15 protein-coding genes and 2 pseudogenes are annotated in these 14,661 nt (G+C 67.5%); 10 read left to right on the top strand and 7 right to left on the bottom strand.

The genetic code is table 11. From position 1 onward, the window contains the following. Positions 1-347 precede the first annotated feature (347 nt). Positions 348-1,022 carry a LysM peptidoglycan-binding domain-containing protein gene (locus tag LMU33_RS04965; protein WP_228617690.1) on the top strand — a complete coding sequence of 225 codons (675 nt, stop codon included), beginning with the start codon at positions 348-350 and terminating at the stop codon, positions 1,020-1,022. 606 nt (positions 1,023-1,628) lie between these two features. On the opposite strand, the gene LMU33_RS04960 is transcribed toward LMU33_RS04965, so the two are convergent. After that, positions 1,629-3,122 carry an alpha/beta hydrolase gene (locus LMU33_RS04960; RefSeq protein ID WP_228617689.1) on the bottom strand — a complete coding sequence of 498 codons (1,494 nt, stop codon included), beginning with the start codon at positions 3,120-3,122 and terminating at the stop codon, positions 1,629-1,631. Between the two features lie 287 nt (positions 3,123-3,409). On the opposite strand from LMU33_RS04960, the pseudogene LMU33_RS04955 reads away from it, so the two are divergent. Together LMU33_RS04955 and LMU33_RS04950 are read left to right on the top strand one after the other, a co-directional pair. Further along, positions 3,410-3,583, top strand: a pseudogene (locus LMU33_RS04955) (IS21-like element helper ATPase IstB); the annotation flags it as partial. A 78-nt stretch (positions 3,584-3,661) separates the two neighbouring features. Continuing rightward, entirely contained in the window at positions 3,662-4,153 is a 492-nt protein-coding gene (locus tag LMU33_RS04950) for a YfbM family protein (RefSeq protein ID WP_228617687.1), read from the top strand. A 300-nt stretch (positions 4,154-4,453) separates the two neighbouring features. On the opposite strand, the gene LMU33_RS04945 is transcribed toward LMU33_RS04950, so the two are convergent. Further along, on the bottom strand, positions 4,454-4,696 hold the full coding sequence (locus LMU33_RS04945) for a hypothetical protein (RefSeq protein WP_228617685.1): 243 nt from the start codon (positions 4,694-4,696) through the stop codon (positions 4,454-4,456). Between the two features lie 740 nt (positions 4,697-5,436). Between LMU33_RS04945 and LMU33_RS04940 the strand changes: the two genes are divergently transcribed. Next, positions 5,437-5,865, top strand: coding sequence for an SGNH/GDSL hydrolase family protein (locus LMU33_RS04940; RefSeq protein WP_228617684.1), 429 nt, complete (start codon positions 5,437-5,439; stop codon positions 5,863-5,865). A gap of 15 nt (positions 5,866-5,880) precedes the next feature. On the opposite strand, the pseudogene LMU33_RS04935 reads toward LMU33_RS04940, so the two are convergent. After that, positions 5,881-6,812 (bottom strand): annotated as a pseudogene (locus LMU33_RS04935) (IS5 family transposase). A 56-nt stretch (positions 6,813-6,868) separates the two neighbouring features. After that, on the bottom strand, positions 6,869-7,198 hold the full coding sequence (locus LMU33_RS04930; RefSeq protein WP_228617682.1) for a deoxyxylulose-5-phosphate synthase: 330 nt from the start codon (positions 7,196-7,198) through the stop codon (positions 6,869-6,871). 80 nt (positions 7,199-7,278) lie between these two features. On the opposite strand from LMU33_RS04930, the gene LMU33_RS04925 reads away from it, so the two are divergent. The 3 genes from LMU33_RS04925 (at position 7,279) to LMU33_RS04915 (ending at position 10,082) form a co-directional block, all read left to right on the top strand. Continuing rightward, positions 7,279-8,058, top strand: coding sequence for a hypothetical protein (locus LMU33_RS04925; RefSeq protein WP_228617680.1), 780 nt, complete (start codon positions 7,279-7,281; stop codon positions 8,056-8,058). A gap of 579 nt (positions 8,059-8,637) precedes the next feature. Then, positions 8,638-8,841, top strand: a complete 204-nt coding sequence (locus LMU33_RS04920) for a cold-shock protein (RefSeq protein WP_055492756.1) — start codon at positions 8,638-8,640, stop codon at positions 8,839-8,841. 725 nt (positions 8,842-9,566) lie between these two features. After that, a complete protein-coding gene (locus LMU33_RS04915) occupies positions 9,567-10,082 on the top strand; it encodes a hypothetical protein (protein ID WP_228617679.1) in 516 nt (171 codons plus the stop codon). A 490-nt stretch (positions 10,083-10,572) separates the two neighbouring features. Here LMU33_RS04915 and LMU33_RS04910 read toward each other — a convergent pair whose 3' ends face one another. Beyond that, positions 10,573-10,872, bottom strand: a complete 300-nt coding sequence (locus LMU33_RS04910; protein ID WP_228618384.1) for a hypothetical protein — start codon at positions 10,870-10,872, stop codon at positions 10,573-10,575. Between LMU33_RS04910 and LMU33_RS04905 the strand changes: the two genes are divergently transcribed. Then, positions 10,771-11,361: an alpha/beta hydrolase gene (locus tag LMU33_RS04905; protein WP_228618335.1), complete on the top strand. Its 591-nt coding sequence runs from the start codon at positions 10,771-10,773 to the stop codon at positions 11,359-11,361. The two genes, LMU33_RS04910 and LMU33_RS04905, sit on opposite strands and share 102 nt — an antisense overlap. 84 nt (positions 11,362-11,445) lie before the next feature. Continuing rightward, positions 11,446-11,571, top strand: coding sequence for a hypothetical protein (locus LMU33_RS41340; protein WP_283844082.1), 126 nt, complete (start codon positions 11,446-11,448; stop codon positions 11,569-11,571). A 474-nt stretch (positions 11,572-12,045) separates the two neighbouring features. On the opposite strand, the gene LMU33_RS04900 is transcribed toward LMU33_RS41340, so the two are convergent. Continuing rightward, positions 12,046-12,510 carry a MarR family winged helix-turn-helix transcriptional regulator gene (locus LMU33_RS04900; RefSeq protein WP_228617677.1) on the bottom strand — a complete coding sequence of 155 codons (465 nt, stop codon included), beginning with the start codon at positions 12,508-12,510 and terminating at the stop codon, positions 12,046-12,048. Between the two features lie 90 nt (positions 12,511-12,600). On the opposite strand from LMU33_RS04900, the gene LMU33_RS04895 reads away from it, so the two are divergent. Continuing rightward, a complete protein-coding gene (locus tag LMU33_RS04895) occupies positions 12,601-13,440 on the top strand; it encodes an SDR family oxidoreductase (RefSeq protein WP_228617675.1) in 840 nt (279 codons plus the stop codon). A gap of 159 nt (positions 13,441-13,599) precedes the next feature. Here LMU33_RS04895 and LMU33_RS04890 read toward each other — a convergent pair whose 3' ends face one another. Continuing rightward, complete coding sequence (locus LMU33_RS04890; protein ID WP_228617673.1) at positions 13,600-14,499, bottom strand: MBL fold metallo-hydrolase; 900 nt, start codon at positions 14,497-14,499, stop codon at positions 13,600-13,602. Positions 14,500-14,661 lie beyond the last annotated feature (162 nt).

Below are 14,661 nucleotides of genomic sequence, written 5' to 3'. Positions count from 1 at the left end.
GACAGGTGGGGGATTCGCTGAGGAATGCACCATATGTCCGATAAATAGGAAAGAGTCGATACGTCATCATTTAAATCGTTAATGCGACTAACTCGAGACAAGTGACTCAATTCACTTACGAGGCGCCTTAGTAAATTGGATCGTCGATAACTCCCCCAAACCCCAAGCCTTTGTGGCGCGTGAAGGTGGCTGAGCAACGAAGCCGGTTAGTGATGAGGGGAATTGTCGATTTATTCCCGGCGGCTTAAGAATGTGCGCGCCGCAGGCATCGCTGAACGAAATGCGGTGCAGTTTGCCGAGGGGGTCGGCAACTGCGGGACATGCAAATTCTGGAAAAGGACCGTTCCATGCCCCGTCACGCCCGCAAGCGCCCCTCCCGGGTACGCCGACTCATCACCGCTGGCACCATCGCCGGCGGCGCGCTCGCCCTGGTCTCCACCGCCGCACTGGGCACGGCCCAGGCCGCCTCCGCCGCGACCACCTACACCGTTCGGGCCGGCGACCACCTGGCTTCCATAGCCCGCACCCAGCACGTGCCCGGGGGCTGGCCCGCCATCGCGACCGCCAACCACATGACGAGCCCCTATGCCGTCCAGCCGGGACAGGTCCTGACCCTGCCCGCCGGATCAACCCCCGCCACGAAGGCCGCAAAGGCTTCGAAGTCCACGTCGACCACGACCGCCTCCAGCGGCCAGACCTACACGAACAACCTGGACGGCTGGATCAAGCACTCCCTCGCGATCATGGCCAAGAACGGCATCCCCGGCACCTACGACGGGATCCACCGCAACGTGATGAGGGAATCCTCCGGCAATCCCAAAGCCATCAACCTCTGGGACTCCAACGCCGCCGCCGGCCACCCCTCCATCGGCCTGCTCCAGGTGATCCAGTCCACCTTCACCGCCTACCACGTGCCGGGCACCTCGTCGGACATCTACGACCCCGTCGCCAACATCACTGCCGCCTGCAACTACGCCTACCACCGTTACGGCTCCATCGACAACGTCAACGGACCCTACTGACAGGGAATTACCGCTCCAAGGAACTCCGCAACTCGCGGTAGTGACGCCACTTCGAGCGCCACTACCGCGAGTTGTACCGGCAAAGCAGCCCGGGCCTGACTGCAACAGCACCCTGCGCCCGGCTCAACCCGGCTCCATCTCTGTTCTTCGGAGGAAATCCCCGAGTCCATGCGGAGAAGGAATCCGTTCCCGGCGACCGTGGCAGGACCGGAGTGGCTTGACCACGGTGCACTGACGTGCGAAGTGGCTCGCCAACCGGCGGGACAAGTGTGTCTGCCGGTTTCCGCCAGCACACCCGGGGACGACCTCGTCGGCACGATCCGGGCCGGGCGACCACGTCGGCTCTTCAGCCGGCCGCCGACCGGACCATATCGCTCGTTGTTCAGGCACAGTCGGTCGTTCGGCTCCCGCGCGGGCGGCCGGGGAGCGGGCGTTCCTGCCCTCCCCGGCAAGAGCCGCCCCTGAGACAGGCGAGAAGGGCCGTACGAACAACACGGCTCAACTCGCGACCGTGGTCCGGTGGCAGGGCCGACCAGCGTGGCAGCCACCCTTAGCACCCCGGCCACATTGGGGAGATGCCCAGCTCAGAGCTTTGTGCAGCACGCTCTAGTCGCAGGCGATGTCCCGCGACGGCCGCTTACCCGTCGCCAGGAAGTGGGCGACCGTCCGATCGCCGCAGGCGTTGCCGTTGGCGAGATAGGCTTCGTGGCCGGTGGAGTTCACGGTCACCATGACGGCGCGCCTGCCGAGGGCCTCGCGGAGTTTGAGGGCGCCGCTGAGGGGGGTGGCCACGTCCCGCCGGTTCTGGACCATGAGGACGGTGGAGGGGCCACGGTCGGTGATGCGTACCGCCGGTTCCTTCGGCGTGTACGGCCAGGCGGCGCACACCGTCGCGTTCCTCGGCATCCCCGCGGTCAGCGGGAACTTGGCGCGGCTCTCGGCAACTTCTTTCTCGTACCCGGCCGCGGACCTGGGCCAGGCGACGTCGTTGCAGAGTGTGGCGGCACTGACCGCGGTGACGTTCTGCAGGACCGGCTCGGGCGGCGCCTGGGGCGCGGGCGGCACGGTGCCCTTCTGGGCAGCGAGGATCAGCTTGGCCAGGGCGAGATAGTCGTCGGGGTCGTAGAGGCTGTCCAGCATCGTCTGGCGGAACACGTTGCCGTTGAGCTCCTCCGGGTTGGCGCCGGGCCACGGGAGGGGTTCACGGTCGAGGCGTGCGGCGAGGTGCAGGAAGAGGCGGCGCACCTCGGCCGGGGTCCCGGCCACTCGCTCGGGGTTGCCGGGCTGGGACGCCCACTCGGCGAACTCGGGGAAGTTGTCCTCGACGCCCACCTCGAACGCGGCGAGCCAGGCCCGCTGTACCCGTATGTGGTCGGGGTTGTCGTTGCTGTCCAGCACGAAGCGGTCGGTGCGGTACGGGAACAACTCGTTGTAGACGGCGCCGACGTACGTCCCGTACGAGACGCCCCAGGCGGAGATCTTCCGCTCGCCGAGCGCCGCCCGGATGCGGTCCAGGTCGCGGGCCTCGTTGGCGGTGCTGATGTGCCGGATCAGCTGGCCGCCGTTGCGTGCGCAGGCTTCCGACATCCGCCGCGCGGTGGCCATGGTCTGTGTGACGGAGCCGTCGGGGGCGGGCCAGGGAAGGAGCTTCGTCCGGGCGAGGTCACTGCGTTCCACGTCGCAGCTGACCGGGGAGGAGAGGCCGTACCCCCGGGGATCGAACCCGATCAGGTCGTAGGTGTCCCGTACTTCCTGCGGCAGCTTCTGCCCCTTGCCCGAGGGCTGGTCGAGGCTGCCGCCGCCGGGTCCGCCGGGGATCATGAACAGGGCGCCGCGGCGTGTCTTCGGGTTCTCGGCAGGGATTCGGGAGAACGCGAGGGTGATCTTCTTGCCGTGCGGGTCGGCGTAGTCCATCGGCACCTCGATGGTCGCGCACTCCTGCCGCGGATCGAGGCCTGTTCCCTGGCACTTCGTCCAGTCGAGGTGCGGCGGCCGGGCATTGGCGGCCGTCGAAGCGGACGCCGATGTGAGGGGTACGGCGAGGCTCAGCACGGCGGCGGAGGCGGCGAACAGGGCTGCGTTTCGCTTGATCTTCATCATGTGGACGAGCTTCGCCTGCCCCGTCCATCACCGACATCCTGCCAACAGGCCTCCGCACACGGGGGTTTGCCCCACCGGGTTCCCCTGCTTCACGGGGCGCGATCGTGGTTGGCCGGCCTTGGCTGGGCGCGGCTCTGCTCGGCCCGTGAAGCCAGCCACCGGAATCCGCCAACTGCGACCTGTCCCAGGGACGCCCATGACTGCAGTCCCGGTCCTGCGGCACGTTTGGCGGGGCCGACGATGACGATCCGGGTCGTTCAACGTTCACAGCCGTACTCAGATCACTGAACAGTGTTGCGAACGCCTCGGACGAATCGTTCGAAGGCTGGACCAGGACCACACCGCCCCGCCTCTGCGCGGCCATCGTCGACCGCCCCACCTTCAACAGCATCATCATCGAGACCGGCACCGTTCCCTACCGCCTCGCCCAAACCAGGGCCAAACCGCGGGCCAGCGGATAGAGGCGGCCCAGCGCACCTGCCCGTCGAGCATGTGGTTGGATCACGCCGAGCGAATCATCACAGCGGCGGGAGGACACGATGGCGGCTCGCGCGGTGCTCTTCGCCCTGGACGGCGGTGCCGCCGAACGGCTGCTGGCCTGCCAGGACGGTGACGAGTTGATGCAGCTCGTCGAAGAGATCGAGGAGCGCTGGGACCTCGACCATCTCTTCGAACTCGACAAATCCTGGGACGCGCTGCACCGCTGCTTCACGGACGGCGACCTGGCCTTCGACAACGGCCACTTCCCCCTGTCGCACGTCATCCTCGGCGGGGTGCCGCTGCACGAAAGCGACGACTACATCGTCTGCTACGTCACTGCGGAGCAGGTCCGCGAGGTCGCGGCAGCCCTCGAACCACTTGACGGGCAGTGGCTGTGCGATCGCTTCTCCACGCTCACGTTCAACGCCTACCAAGGCACCGCAGACGCGGAGGACATCGCCTACACCCAGGCATTTCTGCCCGGACTGAAGAATTTCTACCGCACGGCAGCACGGAACGGCCGGGCGGCGATCTTCACGGTCGATCAGTAGACCGGGGCCGGCCGACCCCAGCAGGAACCCAGGGCCAGCTCAAACCGCAACACATTCCCGTGCGGCCCCCTCCTGGGCCCCAAGACCAAGACCGGAATAGTGAGGCCACCCCAACCGCTCGTGCCAGTCACCTCGGTGCCGAGGATCGCCGACCACATGGCCGCGGTCCGCTTGTAGTTCGTGATCCGCCGTGGTCCGCTTACGCGGGGGCGTTGGTTTAGGCGAATCACACCTCGGGAGAGGAGAGAGCAGCCGGGTCAGCGCTGATTCCGTCATCACGGGCGCGCTCGGCGGCGTCCGTCAGGGCGCGGTAGCCGAAGAGGGCGATACCCAGCTCGGGGCCGTGCTTCTCGTCCTTGCGACGGCGCGCGTAGCCGACACCGACGGAACGGCTGCGGTGGGGATGCAGATCTCGACGACGGTCTCGGTGCCGTTGGTCAGGCGGACGAGCTTGACGTCCACCTGTTCGCCGCGCAGTTCGCTTGGCAGGGCGCGGTCGAACCGATCGCCCGACGCGCTGGGCTTGCTGTGCCTCTTGTTCATGTGCCTCAAGGGGCCGTGAAACTTGGTGGCGATTCTGCAGGGTCGGCTGGGGCATGCCGGCGGTGGTCGCGCGGCTCCTCGATCGGCATGGGGCTTGGCCGACGTCGGGACGGTGGGCGGTCAGGATGTGACGCTGCCGTGTACGGCAAGGCCCCTACCGGGACGCGCCCGCTCGTGCCGTTCTCGCCAAGTTAGGCAACCAGTAATGACGTTCCGCCCCCTGTGGACGCCCGGTGCGCCCCCACGTACCTCCCTCAGGGCCGGAGCGCGCCGGTTGGTGAGGACCCTTCATGCCCAGCAGAGGAACCATCGTCGGCTTGCCGACGACGTTCGCGGTCATCTTCGGCACGCAGCCTGGTACATCGAGACCCAGGTCAATGCCTCCACCATGCCTGTCCCTGAGAGGACGGAGGTCGAGATAACGCAGTACGGCGTCGACCAGAACCACGGACTCCGGATGGCGGTCACCGAGTGTGTCATCCACAACGACACAGCTCCCGAACCGGTCACCTCGCCAACTGGTAGAGACGTAAGGTGATTCTTCCTCGTCAGGGCTCGAGCATCGGCACCCTCGCGGACGGCCACAGCTCCTCGGTCGACTTCCAGAACGTCACCTGCTCCGGCGCGAAGCCCCGGCAGCTGACGGATGGGAACTCTTCGTCGTGGGGTCTAATGGGGAACTATCACGAGAAGCCCCAGATCGACTCGGGCGTTCTCAGCCCGGAAACACGACACTGGTCATGCTGACCATTGGCGGAAACCAGGATTGCACGGGGAATGCCGACCCAGCGGTCACTGTCACCGGGGACCTGATTGGCCAGATCCAGAGGGCTGCTCTGAACGCGCACATCGTCCACATGGGCTACCCTCGCATCGTCAGCGACCAACCATGCGTGACAGCCGACTTCGACACCCTGAATTACCTGGCCGACTACATACGCGACAAGCAGAAGGCCCAGGTGGATGAGTTGAAGAGGAGCGGTACCAAAGTGGCCTTCGCCGATCCTGTCCCCACCTTCAAGGGCCACGGGATCTGTGACAGCAACGAGAAGCCTGGGACCAACACCTGCCTCAGCCTCGAATCGTTCCACCCGAAGAACGACGGAACCACCGGGTACGCCAAGGTCACGGACCAGGAACTGGCCGACATCGGATACAAGGGCGACTAGGGTCTGTCTCTCCGATCATGATCGGAGCCAGATGATGACGGCCGCGAAGGTCACGGTGCCGAGGAACACGTGTCCTCGCTTGTCATAACGGGTCGCCACAGCTCGGAAGCCCTTGAGCTTGTTGATTGCCCGCTCGACGACGTTGCGCTTTTTGTACCGCTCCTTGTCGAAGCCGGGAGGCCGGCCGCCATGCGAACCACGCTTGACGCGGTTGGCTGCCTGGTCGGCCTTCTCCGGAATGACGTGCTGGATACCTCGTTTGCGGAGGTAGGACCGCGTGCGGCGGTTGCTGTAGGCCCTATCGGCGCTGACGCTGTCCGGGCGGATACGGGGCCTGCCGGCACCGATGCGCGGGACACGGATCTTCTCCATGACCGGCTCGAACTGGGTGCAGTCCGCTCGCTGTCCGGGCGTAACCACCAGGGACAGCGGGCGGCACCGGCCGTCGGCGCTCAGGTGGACCTTGGTGGTGAACCCGCCGCGCGAGCGGCCTAGGCCCTCATGTGCAGCACCACCTCCTCCAGGTGGCCGAGCAGGCTCGTCCACGCCGGATCGATCTGGTGTCCCGTCGCCATCGCCCCCTTTGAGACGGCTGGCGGCGGGGCCTTTCGGGCGCCGGCGGCGTGCTGATGGGCGCGCATCACCGCGGAGTCGATGGAGATGTCCCAGTCGATGGATCCCTCGGCGTCTGCGGCGGCCTGGACTTGCTGCAGGAGTCGCTCCCACGTGCCGTCCGCCGACCACTGCAGATGCCTCTTGTGCACGGTCTTCCACGGGCCGAACCTCTCAGGCAGGTCACGCCACTGCACCCCGGTCCGCACCCGATGCAGAACCCCGTTGATCACCTGCCGGTGATCCCGCCACCTGCCGCAACGCCCGTTGCTCACCGGTAGAAGCGGCTTCAAGCAAGCCCACTCCTCGTCCGTCAGATCACCGCGACCAGTCATACCAAGCTAACGGGTCAGATGACCGGACACGCATGGCTGCTCTGTTGCGCCAAGGGCTACGGCAGCTCGTGGCGCACCAATGCACGCGCGAACGGTTCACCGGTCTTTCGCGCGTATGCCATTCGCTCGCGCACCTCGCTGAGTGTGCGCGGACGATAGCCAGGGCCGCCACAGCAACTCTTGTGGAAGCGGACACCGGCATTCAAAAGTACCGACAGGGTCCGCCAGGCAGCGGTGTCGCGCCGCCGCGGCGGCGCGAAGGCGGAACCCACATGGATCAACGGCTCGGCACAGCGCGGGCAGAGCCGGTCGTGGTCACCGAGGTAAGGCTGCTTGTAGGAGGCCCGACAGGGCAGGCAGACATAGGAGGTCTTCGCGTGGGCCATGCTGGCCAGAGTACGGCCCGTCCGGGATGAACTCGACCAGGTTTCCGTGACATTCAGCAAGATCGAAGGGACAGACCCTAGTGCAACCTGGCGGCCAGGGCGGTTCGGTGGTCATGGAGCGGATCAACCGCTCCATGACCACCGGCTGTCTGGCGATATTGATCGGGTTGGTCCTCATCCTGGCATCTGGCCTCTCCTGGCTGTGCTACTCCGACTGGCACGCCGGAAAAGTCAACAGCGAACGCAGGCAAAGAGCCGTGTCGTCGATCCTCCAGCAAGCCGGCAACGCGGCCGACAGCACGGCCCGGTCGCTCAATGCGAGCCACTCCAGCGATGTCGACAGGCTGACCGGTGTGATCTGGAGGCGCACCGGAGCCCCGCTGATCACATACGACACGTCCCGCCGCGAGTTCACGGCCCGCCTGTCCAAGCAGGTCGGGTACGAGACGGTGGGGGTCATTCCGGGTGGAGGGGGTAACGCCGTGAGCCGGTGCCTCGACTTCACCTACAGCCGCCCGCACGCCCAGACGTGGATGCCGAAGGTGACCGTGCGGGACGACGACGTGTGCAGGCCCGCCACGGACATCGGTTACCTGTCCCGGCTGGCCGGGACGCGGATCGAGGGGATCGACGTGCGCGAACTGACCCGCACTGGAGTACAGAAGGCCCTCGACCCCGCCGGAACACTTCGGACCTTCACCGTCAAAGGCGTGGCGCGGAGGGACGGCACGGTGTCGGTCTCCGTGCTGATCTCCAGCCACGACGGAACGGCGAGCCAGTGCTACCGCATCACCCGCTCCGTCCCCGGCTCCGACGCAGTCCATCCGTCCGTAGTCACAGCTCCCGCATCGTCCTGCTGAGTCTGTTCCGCGGCACACAGACACGCATGACCTGGAGCAGTCGAATATGGGAGATGGGCCAGCACCTCATCCGGCGCGTTCGCCCCGAAGAGGGGCCCGATCACGGACGCCGTGGTCGCCGGGCTCAGCCTGCGCTACAGCTCCGGCGCCGTCGAAGGCCCCCGACAACAAGATCATGATCATCAAGCGGCGGATGATCGGCCGCGCCAACTTCGACTTGCTCCGCAAGAGGATCCTTCTCGCGGCGCGAAGCCGTTCGTGATCGCGATCGTGGTGACTTTCGTGGCCCTGGCCCGGAAAGTGATCCAGAACCAGTGTTCAGCCGTCGCCGACAGTAGCCGACGTCGGGATTTGAGCGGCGACGAACGGAGCCGGACCAGGCCAACTTCGTGTTCCAGTGGCCGAGTCACACCAGCCGGTGTAGCGTGGTGATCAGCAGTCGTGGTTCCGAAGTCCCGTTCGCCCGTGATCGCAGTCACGGGCGTTTTTGCTGTTCAACGCCTCTCCGGACCAGGGCGATCACCTCCGGATCCCGCGCGGTGCGGGGTCCGATACAAGTCCCTCGAAGGAGACAGGCACATGGCTACAGGCACGGTGAAGTGGTTCAACGCGGAAAAGGGCTTCGGCTTCATCGAGCAGGACGGCGGTGGCCCCGACGTCTTCGCCCACTACTCGAACATCGACGCCCAGGGCTTCCGGGAGCTGCAGGAAGGCCAGAAGGTGACCTTCGACATCACGCAGGGCCAGAAGGGCCCCCAGGCGGAGCACATCCGCCCCGCCTGACGACGCCACGAAGAAGCCCCGGCCAGTGCATCCACCGGCCGGGGCTCGCCCGTCTCGCCCCGCTTCCAGACCCGCGCGGTCCGGGGGCGGGGCTTCGTCTGTCATGCGGCAGTGGCTGGCGGCTCTATGCCGAGTCGGACTTTCCGTTCGTCGGCGTAGGCGTCATACGCGCCTTGGGCGAGGATACGGACCGGCATACGGGTGAGAACTGGCGCGATGCTTTGCCGATGCCACGCAGTCCTTCGAGTTCGATGCGCACGCCTGGGTTCTTGACGGCGTACAGGCTGGTGTTGGTTGATCGTGACGGTCGTCGATACCTGCTTGTACGGCTCAACCTGTCGGCGCTGCTCGGGTGTCCCGGCGTCGGCGGCAAGGAGCACGGGCTCGTTCGGGAAGCTGAAGTTGAAAGTCGCCTCGATCTGGAGGTCGGAGCGTCCGCTGGCGTCGAGGAGGCGAGGAGGGCGACCACGCCGGCGACGGCTACGAGTAGCCAGGAGATGGCGGCGATCACGGTGTTGACGATGGCTGCGCGGTCGTCCGTTGACAGCCCGGACTTCCAATCCCAGATGTGTGACCCACGCGCGCGAGTCTCGAAGGCGCGTCACGATCGGCAGGGTACGGATACGAACCTGCACGGACCGTCACAGTCCGACAACAACCGCACACACTCCGTCCCCGGCTGCCACTCTGGCCACACGTACCATCAGCACCACCGAGGGGGCCTCATGCGCCGCACCATCATGCCCATCGCCGCCGTCCTGCTCGCCGGGCTTGCTGCCTGTGGGCCGTCCGACAAGCCGAAGCCCGTGGACAACGGGAAGGCCGGTTCGAGCGCCGCAGCGAGCACGCCGCTGACAGCGCAGTCGGCATTCCAGAAGATCGCTGCCAGCGTCAGCTCGGCGAAGCTGTCCGGCACGGTCACCGCGGACGACGACCCGAACCACCTGTTGGGCAGGCCGGGCCAGTACACGTCGAAGGTCACGTTTTCGGACTCGCGGATCAAGGCGGCCGACGTCGAAGGCACCAAGCCTGGTGACGTCGACCGCGGGGGCGCCGTCGAGGTCTTCGCAGACCCGGCGGACGCTGCCACCCGCGCCAAGTACATCCAGGCCGTCACCAAGTCGATGCCGGCGCTCGCCGAATACGACTACGTCCACGGCACCGTACTCGTGCGCGTCTCCCACTACCTGACCCCGGCGCAGGCCGCGGCCTACAAGACGGCGGCCGACGGGCTCAGCTGACAGCTCCTCTGGCAGCTCCTCGGCGAGGCTGCCCTCTCCCGCCCCGCGCTCGCCCACCAGGTCCCATCACGCAGAAGGCCACGGCGGCCGCCGGCAGCGGCACCACCGGCGCACACCTGTTGGTGTCATCCTCGGGAAGCCGCTGCCCGGCCCGGTAGGCGATCTGGACCAGCTACGCCAGGCACAGCACTTCAGACACTCAACCCCCATACCTACGCCTGTGGTTGCATGTCCGGCGGACATGCAACCGGTGGTCGGATGTACTCGGATTGCTCGCATGACAGCGTTCGCCATGGACGCGGACAACCGCGATGGAATGACACGCCGTCACCTGCTGGGCGCCACGCTGGCAGCCGGCGTCGCTGTGCCGCTCGGTGTAGCGCGCCCCGCGTGGGGCGCCCCGACCGCTCCGGGCTCGGTGCGACCCACCCTTCCCATGCCCACCGGGCCGTATTCTGTGGGCACGATGTCGCTGCACCTTGTGGACGATTCACGTCCGGACCCGGCGGCCGGGCCGGGCGGGCACCGCGAGTTGGTGGTCGGCGTTCGGTATCCCGCCAGGGACGTGGACCGGTACCCGCGCGCGCCCTGGAAGCAAGCCGCTCCGCTGCAGGCGCTTCTCGCCGCGCTGGGGTTCCCCGCCGACGCCGCGCTCGCGCCGCTCACGGCCGGTCACGAGGGCGCTCCGGTGGGGCACGCGGGCGGGCGGCTGCCCGTCGTCGTGTTCTCGCACGGCGCCCACGACCACCGGTCCGACACCACTGTCGTCGTGCAAGAGCTGGCCAGCCATGGATATGTGGTGATTACGGTGGACCACACGGGCGATACGTTCAGCGAGTTTCCCGACGGGTCTGGTTGTCGTCCCGCTCCGCGACCCGCGGTACGCGCTGGGGCCGGCGGACTTCGCGAGGGACATCCGGTTCGTGCTCGACCGGGTCGAGGACCTCGGCGCCGGACGCAACCCCGACGCCGAGCACCGGCCGCTGCCGGCCGGTCTGTGCGGTGCCGTGGACCTGGACCGCATCGGAATGTTCGGCTGGTCGAAGGCCGGAACGGCGGCCGCCCTGGTCATGCTGGAGGACCGGCGAGTGAGAGCCGGACTGAGCTTCGACGGCCCGATGGAGCCGACGATCACCACCGATCTGGACCGGCCGCTCATGATGATGACCGCCGTGTTCACCCGGGCCGAGGAGCCGAGCGTCGCGGAGTTCTGGTCGCATCTCACGGGATGGCGGCTCAATGTGCGGGCCGAGGGCGCGGTCCACTCGTCGTACTGTGACGCCCAGGTGCTGGTCCCGCAGCTGGCGAAGGCGACCGGGATGAGCGACGAGGACCTGCGGGGCTGGATCGGCAGCTCGAGCCGGTGCGGGCGCTGCGGATCCAGCAGGCGTACCCGCGCGCCTTCTTCGACCTGCATCTGCGGCACCGCCGGGGGTGCCTGCTCGACGGTCCGTCCGCAGCCTTTCCCGAGGTGTCGTTCCTCCCGTGAGACGCGTGTGGTCGGCCGTGGCGCCGCCGGGGAAGGCGGGTGGCCGACGGCGGCGGGGGCCGGCCTGAGCGCACACGCGGGGCCCGGTCTACCTGGCCGGGCACTTCTACGACGGGCAACGCCGGCCCTCCGCACTCGGCATGCTCGCACCCACGTAAGCCGGGGCACATCACTCCATCAGCCCCGGAGCGGTGCTCGTGGCCATGGATCTGAGTCTGCCGCAGCGATCATCCCGAGGGCCTCGCGAACCAGGCGCACGCACCATTCTTTGACCTGCCACCTACTGAGGCGTGCCGCTGCGGGCCTGGCCTCATTGAGATCAGGCTGGTCGCGGTCCGTCAGGACGACCGACTCGTCCCGCGCCAGTTCTTCCACCCGGGGACCCTGTCGCCCGTGGGCGCCTTGGCCGCAACCAACGGACGGCGGTGATCTTCTCCTGTTTTGAGCCGGGGCGTTACTGAGGGTTGCTGAGCGTTACTGGACGTCCTTGTGGGCCTTCAGCTTGCGCCATACCGCGCCGAGAGCCTCGAGGTCCCGCTGGTCGAGGACGTCCGTGAAGACCGGGGCCAGGCAGGCGCGCCGGGTCGCGTCGGCCTCTTCGAACAGGCGGCGGCCTTCCGGGGTGAGCGCGACCTCCACGGAACGCGCGTCCGTGCGAGACGGGGTGCGGGTGACCACCCCGCGCGCCTGGAGGTTGTCGAGGACGCGGGAGACCTGGCTGCGGCTGAGCATCGTGCTGTTGCCGAGGACCGAGGCGGCGACCGGCTCGGTGCTGTTGGCGAGCCACAGCAGCACCTCGAACCAGGAGACGGGCAGATCGTGGGCCCGGGTCAGGGCGCGGTCGACGCGTTCGGTGAGTACGGTTCCGGCCCAGACCAGTCCGTAGAAGGCGTAGTCGGCCTCGGACATCTCCGCCTGGGTGAGCTTCCTCGTCGCCATGGGCCGATCATAGCCGTTTGCGTGTACGCACACACAATGATTAGAGTGTGTGTACACGCACGGAAATTGGTGCTCGACGAAAGGCCCACCATGTCCTCCAAAATTGTTCTGATCACCGGGACCTCCTCCGGCATCGGCCTCGCCGCCGCCGTCGCCGCCGCACGGTCCGGCTGGCGCACCGTAGCCACCATGCGCAACACCGGCCGCGCCGATGCGCTGCGGGAGGCGGCCGCGCGGGCCGGGGTGGAACTGGACATCCGGCAGCTCGACGTCACCGACGAGGACTCCGTCTCCACTGCCATCGACGGCGTGATCGCCGACTACGGCCGCCTCGACGCCGTGATCAACAACGCGGGGACCGGTCACCTCGGGACGCTGGAGAACGAGTCCGTCGCTGATGTGCGCCAGGTCATGGAGGTCAACTTCTTCGGCGTCCTGAACGTCTCCAAGGCCGTCTTCCCCCACCTGCGCTCCTCGGGCGGCCGGCTGATCACCGTCACCAGCGTCGGCGGCGTCGTCGGCCAGCCATTCAACGAGGCGTACTGCGCCGCCAAGTTCGCTGTCGAGGGGTACATGGAGAGTCTGGCGCCCGTGGCCGCCTCCGTCGGCGTGACCGTGTCCGTGGTCGAACCCGGAGGCGTGGCAACCGAGTTCGTCAACAACATCGGTCTCGACCTGGAGGCGGAGATTGCCGCCGCGGGACCGTACGCATCTGCCCTCCAGGCGTACATCCACCGCACCGTCCCGCAGCTGTCCACCGGGGCGCAGACCGCGGCCGAGGCGGCCGAACCGCTGCTGGAGGCACTCACCGCGGACCGCCCCGCGTTCCGCATCCAGACCTCCCAGTGGGCCCGCAGCTTCACCGGTACCAAGCTGGCCGACCTCGACGGCTCGGCCGTTCTGGCAGTCACCAGCGGGTGGCTCGGCTGAAAAAGCCTGTGCCTCAGGCCTCTTCCGGCGATGACGGGGGCGTGGCAGGAGGATCCCGCGAACGGACGAGAAGTGGGCGACGCTGCGCCAGACGTGGGAACCGGCGAAACCTGTGCGGCCACGGGGCGGTGGCCGCACACGGGCGAGGAGGACGGCCTGTCAGGCTGCGGGAACCGGCAGCAGCCGGTAGGCGTCCCCAGCTGTGATCACGAGGCCGGCGGTGGGCGGCGGGAAGTGGGTGCCGAGGACGAGGGTGTCCGTGTCGGCCAGGGAGCCGAGCAGTTGGCGGCGCGTGGCCTCCGACTGCAGCGGGTCGATGTCGACGCAGGCGCCGATGGCGGGGTGGGCGAGCTGGACCGGATGGTGGACGCAGTCGCCGGTGATCAGTGCCCTCTCACCCCCGCTGGTCAGCTCGACGGCGACGTGGCCGGGAGTGTGGCCGGGCGTCGGCGTCAGGCGTAGGCCCGGGGCGATTTCCGCGCCCTCGGCCGGGACGTCGACGAGATCCAGTAGACCCGCCTGCTCGACCGGGATCACGGAGTCGCGGAACATCTGCTCGCGCGGCTCGTCCATGTCGTACGTCGCCCAGAACTCCCGCTCCGTGCGGGAGGTGAGGTAGCGGGCGCCGGGGAAGGAAGGGGCCCATTCGCCGTTGACTTCCCGCGTGTTCCAGCCGACGTGGTCGGCGTGCAGGTGGGTGAGGATCACCAGGTCGACGGCGTCCGGGGCGAAACCGCCGTCGGTGAGGCGCTCCATGAAGTCGGTCTGCAGATTGTGCCAGGCCGGGTTGGCCCGCTGCTTGCCGTTGCCGATGCCGGTGTCGACGAGGACACGCAGCCCGTCTACGACGAACGCGAAGCTGTGGCTGTGGAGGCGCAGGATGCCCTGGTGGTCGGCGAAGTGGGGCTGCAGCCAGCCTTGACCGGCCACCACTTCCGGGGTGGCGTCGGGCAGCAGCCACGGCCCGGTCGCGGGCGGCAGGAGGACCTCGTCGATACGTTGGACGGTGATGTCGCCCACGGTCCAGGAGGGGACAGGGGCGGCGGGGGAAGTCTGCATAATTCGTCGTTCCTCTGTTCTCTGCAGCGAAGGCGTTCGTTCTCTGCAACCAAGGTGTTCGTCTGCTCGACGCATTCGGTCGTCCGATACGTGGGTTGCCCCACGCAGTGACGCGGCGAGTGCTGCCAGGGCTGCGACGTCTTGGACGCCGACAGTGTCGCC

This window comes from Streptomyces barringtoniae, assembly GCF_020819595.1.
Taxonomy (GTDB): domain Bacteria; phylum Actinomycetota; class Actinomycetes; order Streptomycetales; family Streptomycetaceae; genus Streptomyces; species Streptomyces barringtoniae.
Note: the sequence above shows the minus strand (reverse complement) of the source record. Positions and strands in the feature narration are given on the sequence as shown.